Genomic DNA, 14,823 nt, shown 5'->3' with positions numbered 1-14,823 from the left:
TTATAGATGTTGTAATAAAACTTTAGCTAAACTAAAATAAATAAATAATCCAGATACATCAATCAGAGTCGTAATAAATGGTCCTGCTGCTACCGCTGGATCAGCCCCTAAATAATCTATAATAAAAGGGATAGTAGTCCCCACCAACGTAGCAGTTATAATTGTAAAGAACATTGCTAAACCTACTACTGCACCAATAAAATAAGTCCCCTGCCAGAAGAAGGCAATTAAACTAATAATCAATCCACAGATTAAAGCTGTAGTAGCCCCTACTCTAACTTCTCTAAATAAATGGTGGAACATTTTATCACGATCTAAATCACCAGTAGCTATGCCACGAACTACTATGGCTAGGGACTGAGTTCCTGCATTTCCTCCCGTACCTGTTAAGGTAGGAATAAAAAAAGCTAAAGCAACTACCTCTGATAAAGACTCCGAAAAAGTACCAATTACTGTACCAGAAAGCATACTAGCAAACAAAAGAATTATTAACCACGGTAAACGCTTAAAAACACCACTAAGAATTCCTTCTTCTGCTGCTGTAATTTCAAATTCAGAAGTAGCAGCCATCTTATAAATATCTTCTGTCGCCTCTTCTTCTATTACATCCAATGCATCATCTACAGTAATAATTCCTAACAATTGATTATGATTATTAACTACTGGAATAGCCAATAGATCATATTTAGACATTTGATTAGCTACTTCTTCTTGGTCCATATTTACTGTAGCTTTAATTACTTTACTATGCATAATCTCTCTTAATTTCTTTTGCGCATCAGCAGTCAATAACTCTCGCATTGAGATGACTCCTAATAAGTCTTTATTAGGATTTATTATGTAAATATAATAAATCATTTCTGTTTTAGTAGATATTTCTCTAATTTTATTTAGGGCTTCTTCCACAGTCTTGTCATCTTTAACTGCTAAATATTCTGTGGTCATGATGCCTCCAGCACTTTCTTCATCATAACCTAATAACTTCTGAATCTGTTGAGCATCTTTATTTTTCATTAATTTTAATAGTTCTTTACTTTGACCAATTGTTAGTTCTCCTAACAAATCAGCTACATCATCAGAATACATCTCATTTAAAACTACTTTTAGCTGTTGTGGAGTTAAAAAATTCAATAAAACATTTCTCGTATTAGTATCTAACTCAGAAAAAGAAAAAGCTAGTTTTTCTAAAGAGATAACGGGGATGATAAATTTTAATTCCTGCGATGATAGCTCTGCTACTAGTTCAGCCATATCCGCGGGATATAATTGAGAAAATATCTCTTTAATCTTAACTTTATCTTTATTATCAACAGCAGCTTTAACTTCAGCAATTAGCTTTTCTGCTTCCATTGCTATTACCCCCGATAACCTAGCATTTTCAATGCATCCTCTTTATCACGCCAATTTTTCTTGACTTTAACCCATAAGTCTAAAAAGATTTTACTATTTAATAAATCTTCAATTTCAGTCCGAGCTTGACTGCCAATTTTTTTGAGCATTTTCCCATTCTTTCCAATCAAAATACCTTTTTGGGAGTCTCTTTCTACATATATATTGGCTCGTATATCAATCAATTCTTCATCATTACGTTCATTAAAATCAATTATTTCTACAGCTACTGAATGAGGTACCTCTTCATGAGTATAATTAAGGACCTGCTCTCTAATTAATTCAGTGATAATAAACTGTTCAATCTGGTCGGTAATCATATTATCTGGATAATATTTAGGACCTTCTTCTAATGAATCCACCATTAAATCCAATAAATAATCAAGGTTCCTTTCTTGCAGCGCAGAAATAGCTACTACATCATCAAAATTTCCTAACCTCTGATATTGGTTAATTCTTTCTTCCAGCTCATTAGACATTTTATCAATTTTATTAATTACTAATAATACTGGCACTCCTAAATTAGTCAATTCGGCTGCTACTTTCTTATCATCATTATTGGGCGGATAATTCCCATCAACCATGAACAATACTAAATCAATTTCTTTTAAAGCATCATAGCTGACATTATTCAAATATTCCCCCATCTTATCATCAGCACGGTGAACTCCAGGAGTATCAATAAATACTAATTGAGCATCATCCAAAGTTAAAATGCATTGAATCTTATTTCGTGTTGTTTGTGCTTTACGTGAAGTAATTGAAATCTTTTGCCCAATTAAATTATTAATCAATGTCGATTTACCTACATTAGGTTGGCCCACTACACTAACAAACCCCGATTTGAAACCTTCTTCTGCTTCTAAATTATTCATCTACTATAAACCCTCCCTTATAGACTATTATAAACTTAATTTCATAATCACTCTATCTTCTCCTGGACCATATTCTGCTTTACGATAAGCTATCTTTTCAAAATCAAACTGCCGGTATAAATTAAGAGCAGCCTCGTTATCAGGTTCAACTGTTAATTCCACTGTATTTATTTTGCGCTCTTTTAACTCATTTAATGAGTATTCTAATAATTTATTTCCTATTCCCTGTTCCCGATAGTCTTTAGCTACGGCTAAGCCATATAAATATGTTTTATCTTTATCATCAAAATCTCTCATATATTCTATAACTCCTACTACTTCTTTATCAACCATAGCTACATATACTGCCCCATGATAAATAAAAGGAGGAACCCCCCAATGATTTAATCCACCTTCACCAAAGGCTTCTTTTTCAATTGCTATTATTTCCTCAATTATTTTTTGAAAATTATTAGTTAATCGTTTGATCTTGATTTCCATTATTTTCACCTCTAAATTCTGGGATTACAGTTCCAGCAGAAACAACATATTTCAGTCCTTCTTCTACTGTCATATCTAAATCAATAATTTCATCTTGTGGTACTAATGCTAAACGTCCTGAAGTGGGATTTGGAGTAGTAGGTACAAAAACATTAACTAACTTTTGTTCAGTCTTATCGCTAATCTCTCCTGTATTATCATTAGTTAAAAAACCAATTTGATAAACCTCTTCTTTAGGAAATTCAATTAGCACAACATCTTCAAAAGCAGTTTTATTACGCAGAAATAACCCACTAACTAATTGTTGTACAGTAAAATAAATCTTTCTGACGATAGGAATTTTGTTTAAAAACTTCTCTCCCATATCAATTAATTTTTTACCAATTACATTACGAGCTATGGCCCCTACTCCTAAAATTATAATAAAGGTTAAGCCTAAACTCAACAAGCCATGAGTTTGCTGACCAATAGCTAATTCAACTACTGGGCCAAATCTTTTTTCCACTAAATTAACTACGGCCATAATTATCGATACAGTCGCCCAGAGAGGAATTAATGCTACTAAACCTGTAATAAAATAATTACGTATTTCCTTTAGCATTTATTCTTCCTCCTGTTCTAACTCCGCAAAATCTTCATTAGACTTCTTTTCAATTTTCACTTTAGAAATTCTACGCTGACTAATTTTAGTAACAGTAATCTCTAAATCTTCAAATTCAATTTTCTCTCCTTCATCAGGAACATAACCTAACATACTTAATACAAACCCACTAATAGTTTCATAATCTTCTTCCGGTAAAGAAATATCTAAATGATCATTAATTTCATCAATATCTACTCGCCCATCTACAATAATTCGATTACTATCAGGCTGTTGAATTAAGTTCTCTTCTTCATCATATTCATCTTGAATATCCCCTACAATTTCTTCTAATAAATCTTCAATAGTTACTAATCCTGCAGTACCTCCATATTCATCTAAAACAATAGCCATATGTATTTTTTCTTTTTTTAATTCACTAAATAAATTATCAATTTTTTTACTTTCTGGTACATAATAAGCTGGACGCATAATTTTTTGAATAGTAATCTCAGGTTTATCACCTTTTAGTAGTGGTAGTAAATCTTTAGCATACACAATCCCTACAATATTATCAATTCTACCATTATAAACAGGAATTCTAGATAGACCCATGCGAACAACTATATCACGTAACTTTTCAATTGAATCATTTACATCTACACAAATCATATCAATTCGCGGCACCATTATTTCTTTAACTGTAATATCATCAAACTCAAAAATACTATTAATCATCTGTCTTTCATCTGTTTCAATTACTCCTTCACGCACTCCTACAGCCAAAAATCTTCTAATTTTGTCTTCACTGATAAACGGTTTAGTACCTGGCGTATTACCATCTTTATTTACTACTTGCACTAAAAAACTAAGCCCCTTAACTAGTGGATAAAATAAATAATAACAAATTTCAATGGGACGTGCAACAGTCATTGAAAATTGCTTAGCCTTTCGCGTTGCTAAAGATTTAGGAGTAATTTCACCAAAAATTAATAATAACAAGGTAACAACTCCCGTAGAAATTCCAACTCCAAAATTATGAAAAATATTAGTAGCTACCTTAGTAGCAATGGCAGAAGCTCCAACATTAACTAAATTATTTCCTACTAAAATAGTTGTTAATAAGTTATCGGGCTTACCTAATAGTCTATCTACAATTTGTGCTTCTTTATTTCCCTCTTGAGCCAAATGTCTAATTTCAACTTTATTAACCGACATCAAAGCTGTCTCTGACCCAGAAAAGAATCCAGATAAAGCTAATAAAATTATAAAACTTACTGGTTCATACCAGTTCTGTATTCCCATACAACAATTCCTCCTTAAATTTGCCAATCATAAATATAATAGTTGTAGTACGATTATCCCAATTGCTAATCCCACTACTGCCCCCCAAAATACTTCTTTAAGTTTATGGACTCCACTCTCAACTCTACTTTGCGCTACTAATGTAGTTAAGACTAGACTTAGACCAAGAACCAAGACGTCTTCAGTAATTGCTGCAATAATAGTTAATAAACAAAATGCTGTTGCTGTATGTCCACTAGGCATCCCCCCATGTAGAGGCGTACCTCTTTTAAAGTATAACTTAAAAACAGTTACTATCACAACTACAATTGATAAGGAAAGAAAAGTAATATGCATTACATTATTTCTCAGCTTAAATAATAAATTCAACGTTAAATCTAATTTACGAGAAAATATAACATAACCTACTACAATTGCACTTGTAGCAGTAATTAATACAGCACCAGCAGAAATATCTTTAATTAGTTTTATCTGCTGATGATAATCTTCTGTAATCAAATCACAGACTTTTTCAATTGCAGTATTGAAAATTTCAGCTACAATCACTCCACTAGCAGTCAATAACAAAATTAATAATTCCATTTCATTAATATTCAATAATAAGCTTGAAACCATAACAATAATAGCAACTACAAAGTGAATTTTCAAATTTCTTTCTAGTACAAAAGCCTTAGCCACTCCTACAATTGCATTATTAAAACTATCAGTTAATTTCTTTAATATTTTCATTAATCTCTACTTAAATCAAAATGAGCTAAAATTTCTTCTTCTTTAGCTCTCATTTTTTCTTTTTTTTGCGGTTCATGATGATCATAACCAGTTAAATGAAGCATCCCATGAACTGTTAAAAATCCAATTTCTCGAGCTAATGAATGGTTATACTCTTGTGCTTGTTCCTTAGCTCGGGGAATAGAAATGATTATATCACCTAACAGATTTTCATCTTCTTGTGGAAAAGACAACACATCAGTTGCTTCATTTTTACTACGATATTTATCATTTAATTCCTTAATATACTGATTATCTACTAAAGCAATACTAACCTCTTTATCTACTTTTTCTACTTCTAGTACTCTTTTACTTACTTTTGTAATTAAATCACTAACTTCTGAGTCTATTTCAGAATCCCCCTGCAAATTATTAATTAGAATTTCCATTACTTTGACCTCCTTCATCAAACTGTTTAGCAAGATTATCAGGATATTCAATCCGATTATGAAAAATCCCTTTTAGAATATTAACAAATGATTTAGCAATCTTATCTAAATCTTTTAAAGTTAAATCACTTTCATTTAATTGACCAGAGTCCAATTTCTGCTTAATTAAATCTCGCACTAACTTTTCTAAACGACCTGGATTGCTCTGAGCAGTAGGATTAGCTCTAACTGCTGCTTCTACCATATCAGAGAGCATAATCAAGGCTGCTTCTTTATTTTGCGGTTTAGGACCATCATATCTAAATTCATCTTTATCTACTTGTTTATATTTTTCATCATGCATTGCTTCTTGATAGAAAAAAGATACTAAACTAGTCCCGTGATGTTGCTTGATAATATCAATCACATCAGAAGGTAATTTATATTCTTGAGCTAATTCAACTCCATCTTTAACATGTGAAGTAATAATTAAAGTACTTAAATTAGGTGATAATTTATCATGAGGGTTTTCAGAACCAATTTGATTTTCAGTAAAAAAGTAAGCTCTTTTTATTTTACCAATATCATGATAATAAGCACCAACTCTGACTAACAATGAATCAGCCCCAATTTTATCTGCAGCAGCTTCAGCTAAATTACCAACTATAACACTATGATGGTAAGTTCCTGGAGCTTCTACTAATAATTTTTTTAATAACGGATGATTAGGGTTAGACAACTCCAATAATTTAACTGGAGAAGTAATCCCAAAAACGTTTTCTACATACGGTAAAAATCCATTAGTCACAATTGCCACAATAATACCATTTAATAAACCCAAAGGAACCATTTTAAGTAGCAACATTAGGTCTAAAGAGTTTTCAATTAACAGAAAACCAAAGATAGTTAAAGAACTAACCCCTCCTACTATAAAACCAGCTCTCACTAAATCCGTTCTTTGGCTTAATTCTGATACACTATAAATTCCAGTAATACCACTAACTATAATTACTGCTATATCAGCAATACCACCATTAGTAATCAACCCCACTAAAAATGATAAAATTACAGTGAATATAACTGCTAAATTTGTATCTAGTAAAATAGCAATAATAATTGAACAAGCTGCCACTGGAACTACATAACCAGGGTGATCAAGCGGCAAATATTTTGCTATATTTGCTAATAGCAAAATAATGATTGGCAATAATCCTAATAGAGATATCACTCCGTTATTTTCAATTAATTGTGGTTGATACTGCTGCATATAAATAACCACTAATAATGAAAGAATCAAAACCACAATAATATAGCCAATAATATTCAAATAATTATTCTTAGCACTTCTTAAACCTAATGCTTCTAGTTTTTCTATATCATCTGAAGTTACCACTTTGCCATGACGGATGATAACTTCTCCCTTATGAATAGTTTTAGTAACTTTTCCTAAATCTATATTTTCACGAGCCTCTGATTTCTTCTGTTGTGTTAATTGTTGATCATAAATCTGATTAGGCATAATTAATTGTTTTGTCAAAGAGCTAACAATTGACTTATAGATTTTAGCTTCTCCTAATTCTTGACTTTTTTGTTTCAAATTATTTTTTGCAGTTTCTAATTCATCACTTTTAACTCCTGTTTCCAGCTGTTGAGTTAAAAGTTGATTAACATCTATTTTAAGATCATTTAACTCTTGGGGAGATTTTTTTAATAAGTAAAGATACTCTTCAGAACTCAACTTTAATTCACTAGTTTGAGCTAACTTCTTTACTTTTTCATTTGTCGTCCCCTGCTCCTGTTGTAAGCTAATAACTGAACTAAAAAACTTATTACTTTTAGCCAGTACTTTCTGTTCTACATTATCTTGCTTTTGATATTGTTTTTTAACTTTCTCCACTGCTCTAGCTTCAGCTTTAACCTTTTCTTCTTGGTCTACATAAGTAACTGTTCTTGGAGCTTTAATATCCTTTTCACTAACTTGTCCTACCTGTAATCTACTAGGCAACAAATCAATAGTTACAATCCCAGCTAAAATAGACAGCACGACTATCAACCATGTGATTTGTTGAAATTTCTTATTCTTATAAAAATTTATTTTATCAAACTCTAATTTTTCTTGCAATTGATCCCATAACCCCATAACTTTCACTCCTAAATTATAGATATGATCATAACCATATACAATAGATTAATCTATTGTTCTTGTTCATAAGCATCAATGATTTCTTTTACTAACTTATGTCTGACCACATCTCGATTAGTTAAATAAGTAAAATTAATCCCATCTATATGCTTTAAGATATCTTCAGCTTGAGCCAAACCTGAATGACCACGGTGCGGCAAATCAACCTGAGTAATATCTCCAGTGATTACTGCTTCTGAATTAGGACCTAATCTCGTTAAGAACATTTTCATCTGCTCTTTAGTCGTATTTTGAGCTTCATCTAGAATAACAAAAGAATTTTTTAAAGTACGCCCTCGCATATAAGCTAAGGGAGCAATTTCTATAATCTCTTTTTCTAACAACTCATCTACTTTTTTATTCCCTAATACATCATATAATGAATCATATAAAGGACGCAAATAAGGGTCTACCTTTTCTTGCAAGTCCCCTGGCAGAAAACCTAGATTTTCTCCAGCCTCAATTGCTGGACGCGTTAAGATAATTCTTTTAACCTGATTGCTCATCAAAGCATTAACTGCCATTACTACAGCCAAATAGGTTTTACCTGTTCCTGCTGGGCCAATACAAAAGACAATATCATTCTCACGCAAAGCATCAAGATATATTTTCTGTCCAATTGTCTTCGGTCTAATCTTTTTACCTGAATTTGTAACCTGTACTACATCAGAGTATAGATCATTAATAGAAATTGACTCCTTTTCTGCTAATTCAATTGCATAATCAATTTCTTTTTTTGTTAATCTACCTTGCTTATTAAATGCTTCATTTAAATCATTGAATAAATCAATTACTGTCTCTACATTTTTCTTTTCCCCAGTAACCTTAACTATATTACCTCTAGCTACTAATTCAACATCAAACTCATTTTCAATTGTAGTCAAATGTTGATCTTGTTTTCCAAAAATATTACGTGCTGCTTGATTATTTAAATTAATTTCTTCTGTTTGCTCAACCAACTATTTATTCCCTCCTAATTGCAATATCTTTTTCCACTTCTACTACTGCTTTTACGCGCAGTAAATTATCTTCTTTAAATTCAATTAATTTTAAGTCACTATTCATTATTATAACTTCTTTTGCTAGTTGCTGCAAGATACTTTCAACAGCTTTTTCTTTAGCAAGCTTTTTAACTTGACCTATAGTTCTTTTTACTCTAATTTTCCTTAATTTTATATATTTCTTTGTAATTATTTCTAGAGGGAAACTAATATTCCTCCATTGAGCTAATCTTTTTATATTTTCTTTGATAAAAAAGTGATTATAAGGCGGCTTTTTAGGTCCACTTAAAATTATTTCTCTATTTTCATACTTTAAAATAATACTTTTTTGAATATCTGAAGTCGGTTGAGTAAAAGTTTTAACTAAAGCAGCTTCTCCATAACCTTCATACCACACTTTAGCCTTCACAATTCCAGCTGCTTTTACTTTTTTTATTCCTTCTATAATATCTTCTCTTTGCTCTTCTTTTGGTCTATTAGTAACTGTTTTTACTTCTTGACTAATTAAAATTTGCCCCTGTTTAACTGTTTCTCCTTCTTCTACCTTTGCAGTTCCCCGAAAAACAATCAATTCTGTTATTACTCCTGAATCTTCAGCTATCAAATCACTAGGCTTTACTTTAGTCTCTATGATCTTTTTTTCAACTACTTCTAAGACTAATTTTGTTCCTTGAAAATATAGATGAGCCCAAGCTATATGACGATTTTTTTGAATGATTATTTCTTCTAAATTTTCTAAAGGAATACTTGATTTTAAAACTCCCGGTCGCACTTTTAACTCTGCTAATTGTTCTTTTAAAACTTTATTTTCTACTTTTTCAGTACCCTTAATCTCAATAAAAAATATAAATGAAGATAGTACATAAATTAAAGAAATAAAAGTTATAATTCCTATTATTATAAATTTGCGATTTAAACTTCGCTTAACTAAATTAGGTAAACCATGATAACTAATTACTTCATATTGACAATTAATGCGCTGTAAATAATCTTTAAGTGGCTCTATATCTTCTAATTTAATATTTGTATAAAGTTGCCCCTCTATTCGCATTACATCCCACAGTTCAATTTTTTCTTCAATTAATAAATTAATTAATCTTTCTAAACTTCTACCAGTAATTTTAACTCTAATATATCCCTTCAGCCAATAATCTATTTGTTTTAGCATAATATCCAATATCCTCCTCAATCACAATCAAAATTCAATTGTTTGACCTGCCCAATGACTGCAATCTTTTTTTCGGAGAGATAATCAAGCTTAAGATTCAAACCCTGAATTACTATATATCCATTCTTTACTTTAATTTTAATAACTTCTGTTGTATATTTATGAATTCCTTGATGATTTTCTAATACCAAACTTAAAGAACCAGTTAAACATATAACTGGTAAATTAAAGACTACATCTTGGGGCAAATCAAATATTTTAACAAGCTTAGTTTTAATCTCATCCTGCTCCATAAAACCCCTCCTAACTCTTTAAATAATATGTATTTCATTTATCATAAATTACATTTAATCACTATAAAGTGGCACTAGCTAGTAGATAAAAGCTAGTAGCTAGTAGTAAATTCAAAACCAAAAAACAGTTCATAGCTTTGAATTATTGAATACTAGGTTAATGTTTTAGGTTTTGAATTTGATTTTATGTTTTTAACTACTAGCTCCTAGCTACTTACTTCTAGCTATAAAGTTTCACTGAAAGTGCCAATTTATATAGATATTATTACAAAAAAATAAAAAGCTTGACGTTATTTAACGCCAAGCTGCCAAATATAGTTTATATTATTGTAACTTTTCTCGTACTAACTGATTAACTTCACTACCATCAGCTTTCCCTTTTATTTTAGGCATAATTGCTCCCATTACTTGACCCATATCACTCATATCCTGGGCACCAACCTCAGCAATAGTTTCATCAACTACATCCTCTAATTCACTATCACTTAATTGTTCTGGTAGATATCCTTCTAAAATTTCAATTTCTCTTTTTAATTCTTCTACTTGCTCTGGGCGTTCAGCTTTTTCAAATCCTTCCAAAGATTCTTTACTCTGTTTGACTAATTTAGATAATACCTCAATTACTTCATCATCTGATAAATCTTTTCGCTCATTTATAGCTGCATCTTTAATAGCTGCACGAGCCATTCTAATAACTGCTACTTTTTCTTTATCTTTATTTTTCATAGCAGCTTTCATATCATTTAATAAATCTTCTTGTAAAGACATCATCGTCTCCCCCTTAATTTAACCAGGTGGCCACTGTAAATCACGTCCACCTAATAAGTGATAATGAATATGGAATACTGTCTGTCCTCCTGCTTCTTTACAATTGCTAACTACTCTAAATCCATCTTCTGCAATACCCTCTCGTTGGGCTAATTCATTTGCTACTTGATAAATATGACCAATTAATTCATTATCTTCTTCATCCAAATCTAACAAAGTAGAAATATGTTTTTTAGGAACAATTAGAATATGTGTTGGTGCTTGAGGGTTTATATCTTTAAATGCAATTACTTGTTCATCTTCATAGACTATATCGCTATCAATCTCACCATCAATAATTTTACAAAATAAGCAATTTTCCATATTTACCCTCCTTTCTATAATATAATATCGCAGTGAAGATTAATTAATTCATTATAAAATTCAAAACAATAATTACCTATTACCCACGTATTTTTATTTTAATTTATCAATCTTAGAATGTCAATTAAATTTAATATAGTTTCACTCTATTACTTGCCCATACAAATTATTATTATTTTCTGTTAACTCAACTCTTACTAATTCTCCCTGCAATTCATCTGAAGCATCTACTAATACTCGCAAATAGTTATCCGTTAAACCTGTCAGTAAACCTGTTTGATTATCTCGTCTATCTTCTAATAAAACTTGTTGTCTAGTTCCTATAAATTTTTCTCGATATTGTTGGGCCAATTTTTTTGCAATCTCACGCAGTTTCTTACTTCTTTGCTTCTTGACGCGCGAATGGACCTGGTCATCAAATTTAGCAGCTGGAGTTCCCTCGCGCTTAGAATATTTAAAAACATGAACTGAACTAAATGCTAATTCTTTAACCACTTCACAAGTAGCAGAAAAATCAGCTTCGCTTTCCCCAGGAAATCCTACAATCACATCCGTTGTAATAGCAATTTCGGGAATTCTATCTCTAATCTGCTCTACCATATCTTTAAATTCTTCTACTGTATAAGGGCGGTTCATAGCTTCTAAGACCTGATTGGAACCACTCTGCAGCGGTAAATGTAAATGGCGGCATAATTTATCAGATTCCGCAATTAAATAAATTAACTCTTCACTAACTTCTGTGCCTTCAATAGAACTTAATCTAATCCGTTCTAAATTTTCAATTTTAATTAATGCTCGCAATAATGTCACCAAATCTAGATTTTCCTGGTCTTGTCCATATTCACCTAAATGAATACCAGTCAAAACAATTTCTTTTACACCATGTTCTACTAGTTTCTGCACTTCAGTTACAGTACTATCTAGAGGTCTACTCTTTAATCCTCCTCGAGCATAAGGGATAATACAATAAGCACAAAATTGCTCACAGCCATCTTGAATTTTGATATTGGCCCTAGTTTTACCTCTCACTTTATCTAATTTTACATTTTCAAAAGGATCTTCATCTTCTAAGTCTTGAACAAAGTTAACCTTTTCTCCTGCTTTAATCCCTTGTTCAACAAAGTCAACAATTCTTTCGCGACCCTTAGTACCTAAAATTAAATCTACTCCTTCAATCTCTAATACTTCTTCAGAATCTACCTGAGCATAACAACCTACTACAGCAATATAAGCTTCAGGATTTTTCCTCTTTAAACGCCGTGTTATTTTGCGTGATTTTCTCGCACCCTGATGAGTCACAGTACAAGTATTAATGATATAAATATCTGCTATTTCATCATAATCTACAATTTCATAATTTTCCTTTTCAAATTGAGCTCTCATCATTTGAGTATCATATTGATTAGCTTTACAACCCAAAGTATAAAATGCAACTTTGCTCATAATTATCCTCCTAAGTCACCTAATTCATAAAGTAACATTGTTAAAACTGCTAAACCAGCTGTTTCCGTTCTTAATGTTCTCGGGCCAAGTAAGACAGGTTGCACTCCCTCTTCTCGAGCGCTAGCAACTTCTTGGGGACTGAAACCTCCCTCTGGACCGATAATTATTAAAACATCTTCTATTTCTTTAGTATTTTGCTGTTGAATAATATCTTTTAATCCCTGTTTCTCTTCAGCTACCCAAGGCATAACTGCTAAATCATAATCAGCTACTAACTCTAATCCTGATTCAAAATTGATGACATCTTCAACTAAAGGAATTCTAGTCCGCTTAGATTGTTTAGCAGCAGATTTAGCAATCTTTTGCCATCTCTTTTTTCTTTTTTCTGCTTTACTAGAGCTTAATTTAACTACGGTATGATCTGTTTCCATGGGAATAACTTTATCAATTCCTAATTCAGTACATTTACGTACAATTAAATCCATCTTCTTACTTTTCGGCAACCCCTGTAATAAGGTTACATTTATATCCGATTCTGCATCAACTTCTAATTCTTTTTTTATTTCTCCCTCTACTAGTTTATCATTTGTAGCAGTTAATTCAACTAAATATTTATTTTCCAGACCATCAGCAACAGTAATTTCATCTCCTGGTTGTAAACGCAGCGACCGAGTAATATGTTTTACATCTTGGCCCCGAATTATCACTAAATCGCCTCGAATATCTTCAGGTTCTACAAAAAAGTGGTTCATAAAGCTCACTCCCAAATTTAATTTTAACTTAGACAGGGCTAAGCCCTGTCTTTTAAAATAAATATAATTTAATATTTTCAATTCATATCTATCTTTCTGATCCTCCGTGTTTTAAAAACCAAAACACTCCGTACAGCCCTATTTGCTTTATTTTTTTACTATATTATATGCGCAATCTATATACAGTGTTTTTTGCATCACTCTTTACTAGCTCCCGTAATCGTCACCCAGTCATCATTTTCCTCACTTTTGCGAATCACATTATTAATTATAAAACCATTATCCGCTAAGGTCTGTTTTATCTCATCTAATTTTTCTACTACAATCCCTGATAAAATAAAAGTACTATCTGGATGCATAACTTCTTTTAAATTAGGAATCAATTGCAAAATAATATGGGGTAGAATATTGGCCACTACTAAATCATAATTATATTCTACACTATCCACTAAATTACCTTCTAAGAATTCAATTTCATTGCTAACTCCATTTAATTTAGCATTAGCTCGTGCAGCTTTAACTGCTACCGGATCAATATCAAGCCCTACAATCTTTGCTGCCCCTAATTTTGCAGCAGCAATAGCTAAAATCCCCGTTCCAGTACCTAAATCTAAAACACTAGTTTGCGGGGTTAAATTAGCCTCAATGGCTTCTAAACAGCTACTAGTAGTAACATGATGGCCAGTACCAAAAGCTTGGCCAGGATCAATTTCTATTATGATCTCTTGGGGCTGTGCTTCATATTTTTCCCACGTAGGTTTAATAACTATATCCTCTGTAATATTAAAGGGCTTAAAATTCTCTTTCCATTTATTAGCCCAATCTTCTTCTTGAACTTGATTAACTTTAAAATCTACAGGGCCAATATCTAAGTCATAATCTCGCAAAGTATCTATTTTTCTCTCTACTTCTTTTAAATCCTCCGCTAAATCATTTGTCTCTTCAAAATAAGCTTTAATTATAATTTCATTTTCACTACCACTAGCTTGTTCAGTGAACAGACCACTAGCCCCTGCTTCTTCAAGCAAGTTACTCACTGCTGAAAAAGCCTGGTTAGTGGTCTGTATTTCAATCTCTTTCCAATTCAT

General features: G+C 31.7%; 16 protein-coding genes. All 16 read right to left on the bottom strand.

Annotated elements, in window-relative coordinates; all coding sequences use genetic code 11:
• The 16 genes from mgtE to prmA all read right to left on the bottom strand — a co-directional run bounded on the left by mgtE (position 1) and on the right by prmA (position 14,823).
• Entirely contained in the window at positions 1–1,350 is a 1,350-nt protein-coding gene (mgtE, locus tag JOC47_RS05380) for a magnesium transporter (protein ID WP_204700982.1), read from the bottom strand.
• 5 nt (positions 1,351–1,355) lie between these two features.
• Positions 1,356–2,264 carry a GTPase Era gene (era, locus tag JOC47_RS05375; RefSeq protein ID WP_204700980.1) on the bottom strand — a complete coding sequence of 303 codons (909 nt, stop codon included), beginning with the start codon at positions 2,262–2,264 and terminating at the stop codon, positions 1,356–1,358.
• A gap of 27 nt (positions 2,265–2,291) precedes the next feature.
• Complete coding sequence (locus JOC47_RS05370) at positions 2,292–2,744, bottom strand: GNAT family N-acetyltransferase (RefSeq protein WP_204700979.1); 453 nt, start codon at positions 2,742–2,744, stop codon at positions 2,292–2,294.
• Positions 2,716–3,345, bottom strand: coding sequence for a DUF502 domain-containing protein (locus tag JOC47_RS05365; protein ID WP_204700977.1), 630 nt, complete (start codon positions 3,343–3,345; stop codon positions 2,716–2,718). Before JOC47_RS05365 ends, JOC47_RS05370 begins: the two co-directional genes overlap by 29 nt.
• Positions 3,346–4,629: a hemolysin family protein gene (locus tag JOC47_RS05360; RefSeq protein ID WP_204700975.1), complete on the bottom strand. Its 1,284-nt coding sequence runs from the start codon at positions 4,627–4,629 to the stop codon at positions 3,346–3,348.
• A gap of 27 nt (positions 4,630–4,656) precedes the next feature.
• Positions 4,657–5,358, bottom strand: a complete 702-nt coding sequence (locus tag JOC47_RS05355; RefSeq protein WP_204700974.1) for a diacylglycerol kinase — start codon at positions 5,356–5,358, stop codon at positions 4,657–4,659.
• Positions 5,358–5,786, bottom strand: coding sequence for an rRNA maturation RNase YbeY (gene ybeY, locus JOC47_RS05350; protein ID WP_204700972.1), 429 nt, complete (start codon positions 5,784–5,786; stop codon positions 5,358–5,360). Before ybeY ends, JOC47_RS05355 begins: the two co-directional genes overlap by 1 nt.
• On the bottom strand, positions 5,770–7,905 hold the full coding sequence (locus JOC47_RS05345; RefSeq protein WP_204700971.1) for an HD family phosphohydrolase: 2,136 nt from the start codon (positions 7,903–7,905) through the stop codon (positions 5,770–5,772). Before JOC47_RS05345 ends, ybeY begins: the two co-directional genes overlap by 17 nt.
• 53 nt (positions 7,906–7,958) lie before the next feature.
• Positions 7,959–8,906, bottom strand: a complete 948-nt coding sequence (locus JOC47_RS05340; protein WP_204700969.1) for a PhoH family protein — start codon at positions 8,904–8,906, stop codon at positions 7,959–7,961.
• Positions 8,907–8,910: 4 nt separating this feature from the next.
• A complete protein-coding gene (gene yqfD / locus JOC47_RS05335; RefSeq protein WP_204700967.1) occupies positions 8,911–10,116 on the bottom strand; it encodes a sporulation protein YqfD in 1,206 nt (401 codons plus the stop codon).
• 17 nt (positions 10,117–10,133) lie between these two features.
• Positions 10,134–10,409 (bottom strand): sporulation protein YqfC, encoded by a 276-nt coding sequence (gene yqfC / locus JOC47_RS05330; protein WP_204700965.1) that lies wholly within the window; start codon positions 10,407–10,409, stop codon positions 10,134–10,136.
• Between the two features lie 324 nt (positions 10,410–10,733).
• Positions 10,734–11,177 (bottom strand): GatB/YqeY domain-containing protein, encoded by a 444-nt coding sequence (locus JOC47_RS05325; protein WP_204700963.1) that lies wholly within the window; start codon positions 11,175–11,177, stop codon positions 10,734–10,736.
• 18 nt (positions 11,178–11,195) lie between these two features.
• The gene (locus JOC47_RS05320) at positions 11,196–11,540 is read right to left on the bottom strand and encodes a histidine triad nucleotide-binding protein (RefSeq protein WP_204700961.1); all 345 of its coding nucleotides are present in this window, start codon (positions 11,538–11,540) and stop codon (positions 11,196–11,198) included.
• A gap of 141 nt (positions 11,541–11,681) precedes the next feature.
• Positions 11,682–12,983, bottom strand: coding sequence for a tRNA (N(6)-L-threonylcarbamoyladenosine(37)-C(2))-methylthiotransferase MtaB (gene mtaB, locus JOC47_RS05315; RefSeq protein WP_204700959.1), 1,302 nt, complete (start codon positions 12,981–12,983; stop codon positions 11,682–11,684).
• 2 nt (positions 12,984–12,985) lie between these two features.
• Positions 12,986–13,735 carry a 16S rRNA (uracil(1498)-N(3))-methyltransferase gene (locus JOC47_RS05310; RefSeq protein WP_204700957.1) on the bottom strand — a complete coding sequence of 250 codons (750 nt, stop codon included), beginning with the start codon at positions 13,733–13,735 and terminating at the stop codon, positions 12,986–12,988.
• A gap of 197 nt (positions 13,736–13,932) precedes the next feature.
• On the bottom strand, positions 13,933–14,823 hold the full coding sequence (prmA, locus tag JOC47_RS05305; protein ID WP_204700955.1) for a 50S ribosomal protein L11 methyltransferase: 891 nt from the start codon (positions 14,821–14,823) through the stop codon (positions 13,933–13,935).

Origin of the sequence: Halanaerobacter jeridensis (assembly GCF_016908315.1) — a bacterium.
GTDB lineage: Bacteria > Bacillota > Halanaerobiia > Halobacteroidales > Halobacteroidaceae > Halanaerobacter > Halanaerobacter jeridensis.
The sequence above is the reverse complement of the archived record's forward strand: the minus strand, read 5'-3'. Positions and strand labels throughout refer to the sequence as shown.

Excerpts from the sequence above, each read along its gene's own strand:
- JOC47_RS05310 (WP_204700957.1), bottom strand. The coding sequence starts at position 13,735 with ATGAACCACTTTTTTGTAGAACCTGAAGATATTCGAGGCGATTTAGTG.
- JOC47_RS05370 (WP_204700979.1), bottom strand. The coding sequence starts at position 2,744 with ATGGAAATCAAGATCAAACGATTAACTAATAATTTTCAAAAAATAATT.
- prmA (WP_204700955.1), bottom strand. The coding sequence starts at position 14,823 with ATGAATTGGAAAGAGATTGAAATACAGACCACTAACCAGGCTTTTTCA.
- mgtE (WP_204700982.1), bottom strand. The coding sequence starts at position 1,350 with ATGGAAGCAGAAAAGCTAATTGCTGAAGTTAAAGCTGCTGTTGATAAT.
- mtaB (WP_204700959.1), bottom strand. The coding sequence starts at position 12,983 with ATGAGCAAAGTTGCATTTTATACTTTGGGTTGTAAAGCTAATCAATAT.
- era (WP_204700980.1), bottom strand. The coding sequence starts at position 2,264 with ATGAATAATTTAGAAGCAGAAGAAGGTTTCAAATCGGGGTTTGTTAGT.
- yqfD (WP_204700967.1), bottom strand. The coding sequence starts at position 10,116 with ATGCTAAAACAAATAGATTATTGGCTGAAGGGATATATTAGAGTTAAA.
- ybeY (WP_204700972.1), bottom strand. The coding sequence starts at position 5,786 with ATGGAAATTCTAATTAATAATTTGCAGGGGGATTCTGAAATAGACTCA.
- yqfC (WP_204700965.1), bottom strand. The coding sequence starts at position 10,409 with ATGGAGCAGGATGAGATTAAAACTAAGCTTGTTAAAATATTTGATTTG.
- JOC47_RS05360 (WP_204700975.1), bottom strand. The coding sequence starts at position 4,629 with ATGGGAATACAGAACTGGTATGAACCAGTAAGTTTTATAATTTTATTA.
- JOC47_RS05345 (WP_204700971.1), bottom strand. The coding sequence starts at position 7,905 with ATGGGGTTATGGGATCAATTGCAAGAAAAATTAGAGTTTGATAAAATA.
- JOC47_RS05325 (WP_204700963.1), bottom strand. The coding sequence starts at position 11,177 with ATGTCTTTACAAGAAGATTTATTAAATGATATGAAAGCTGCTATGAAA.
- JOC47_RS05365 (WP_204700977.1), bottom strand. The coding sequence starts at position 3,345 with ATGCTAAAGGAAATACGTAATTATTTTATTACAGGTTTAGTAGCATTA.
- JOC47_RS05320 (WP_204700961.1), bottom strand. The coding sequence starts at position 11,540 with ATGGAAAATTGCTTATTTTGTAAAATTATTGATGGTGAGATTGATAGC.
- JOC47_RS05355 (WP_204700974.1), bottom strand. The coding sequence starts at position 5,358 with ATGAAAATATTAAAGAAATTAACTGATAGTTTTAATAATGCAATTGTA.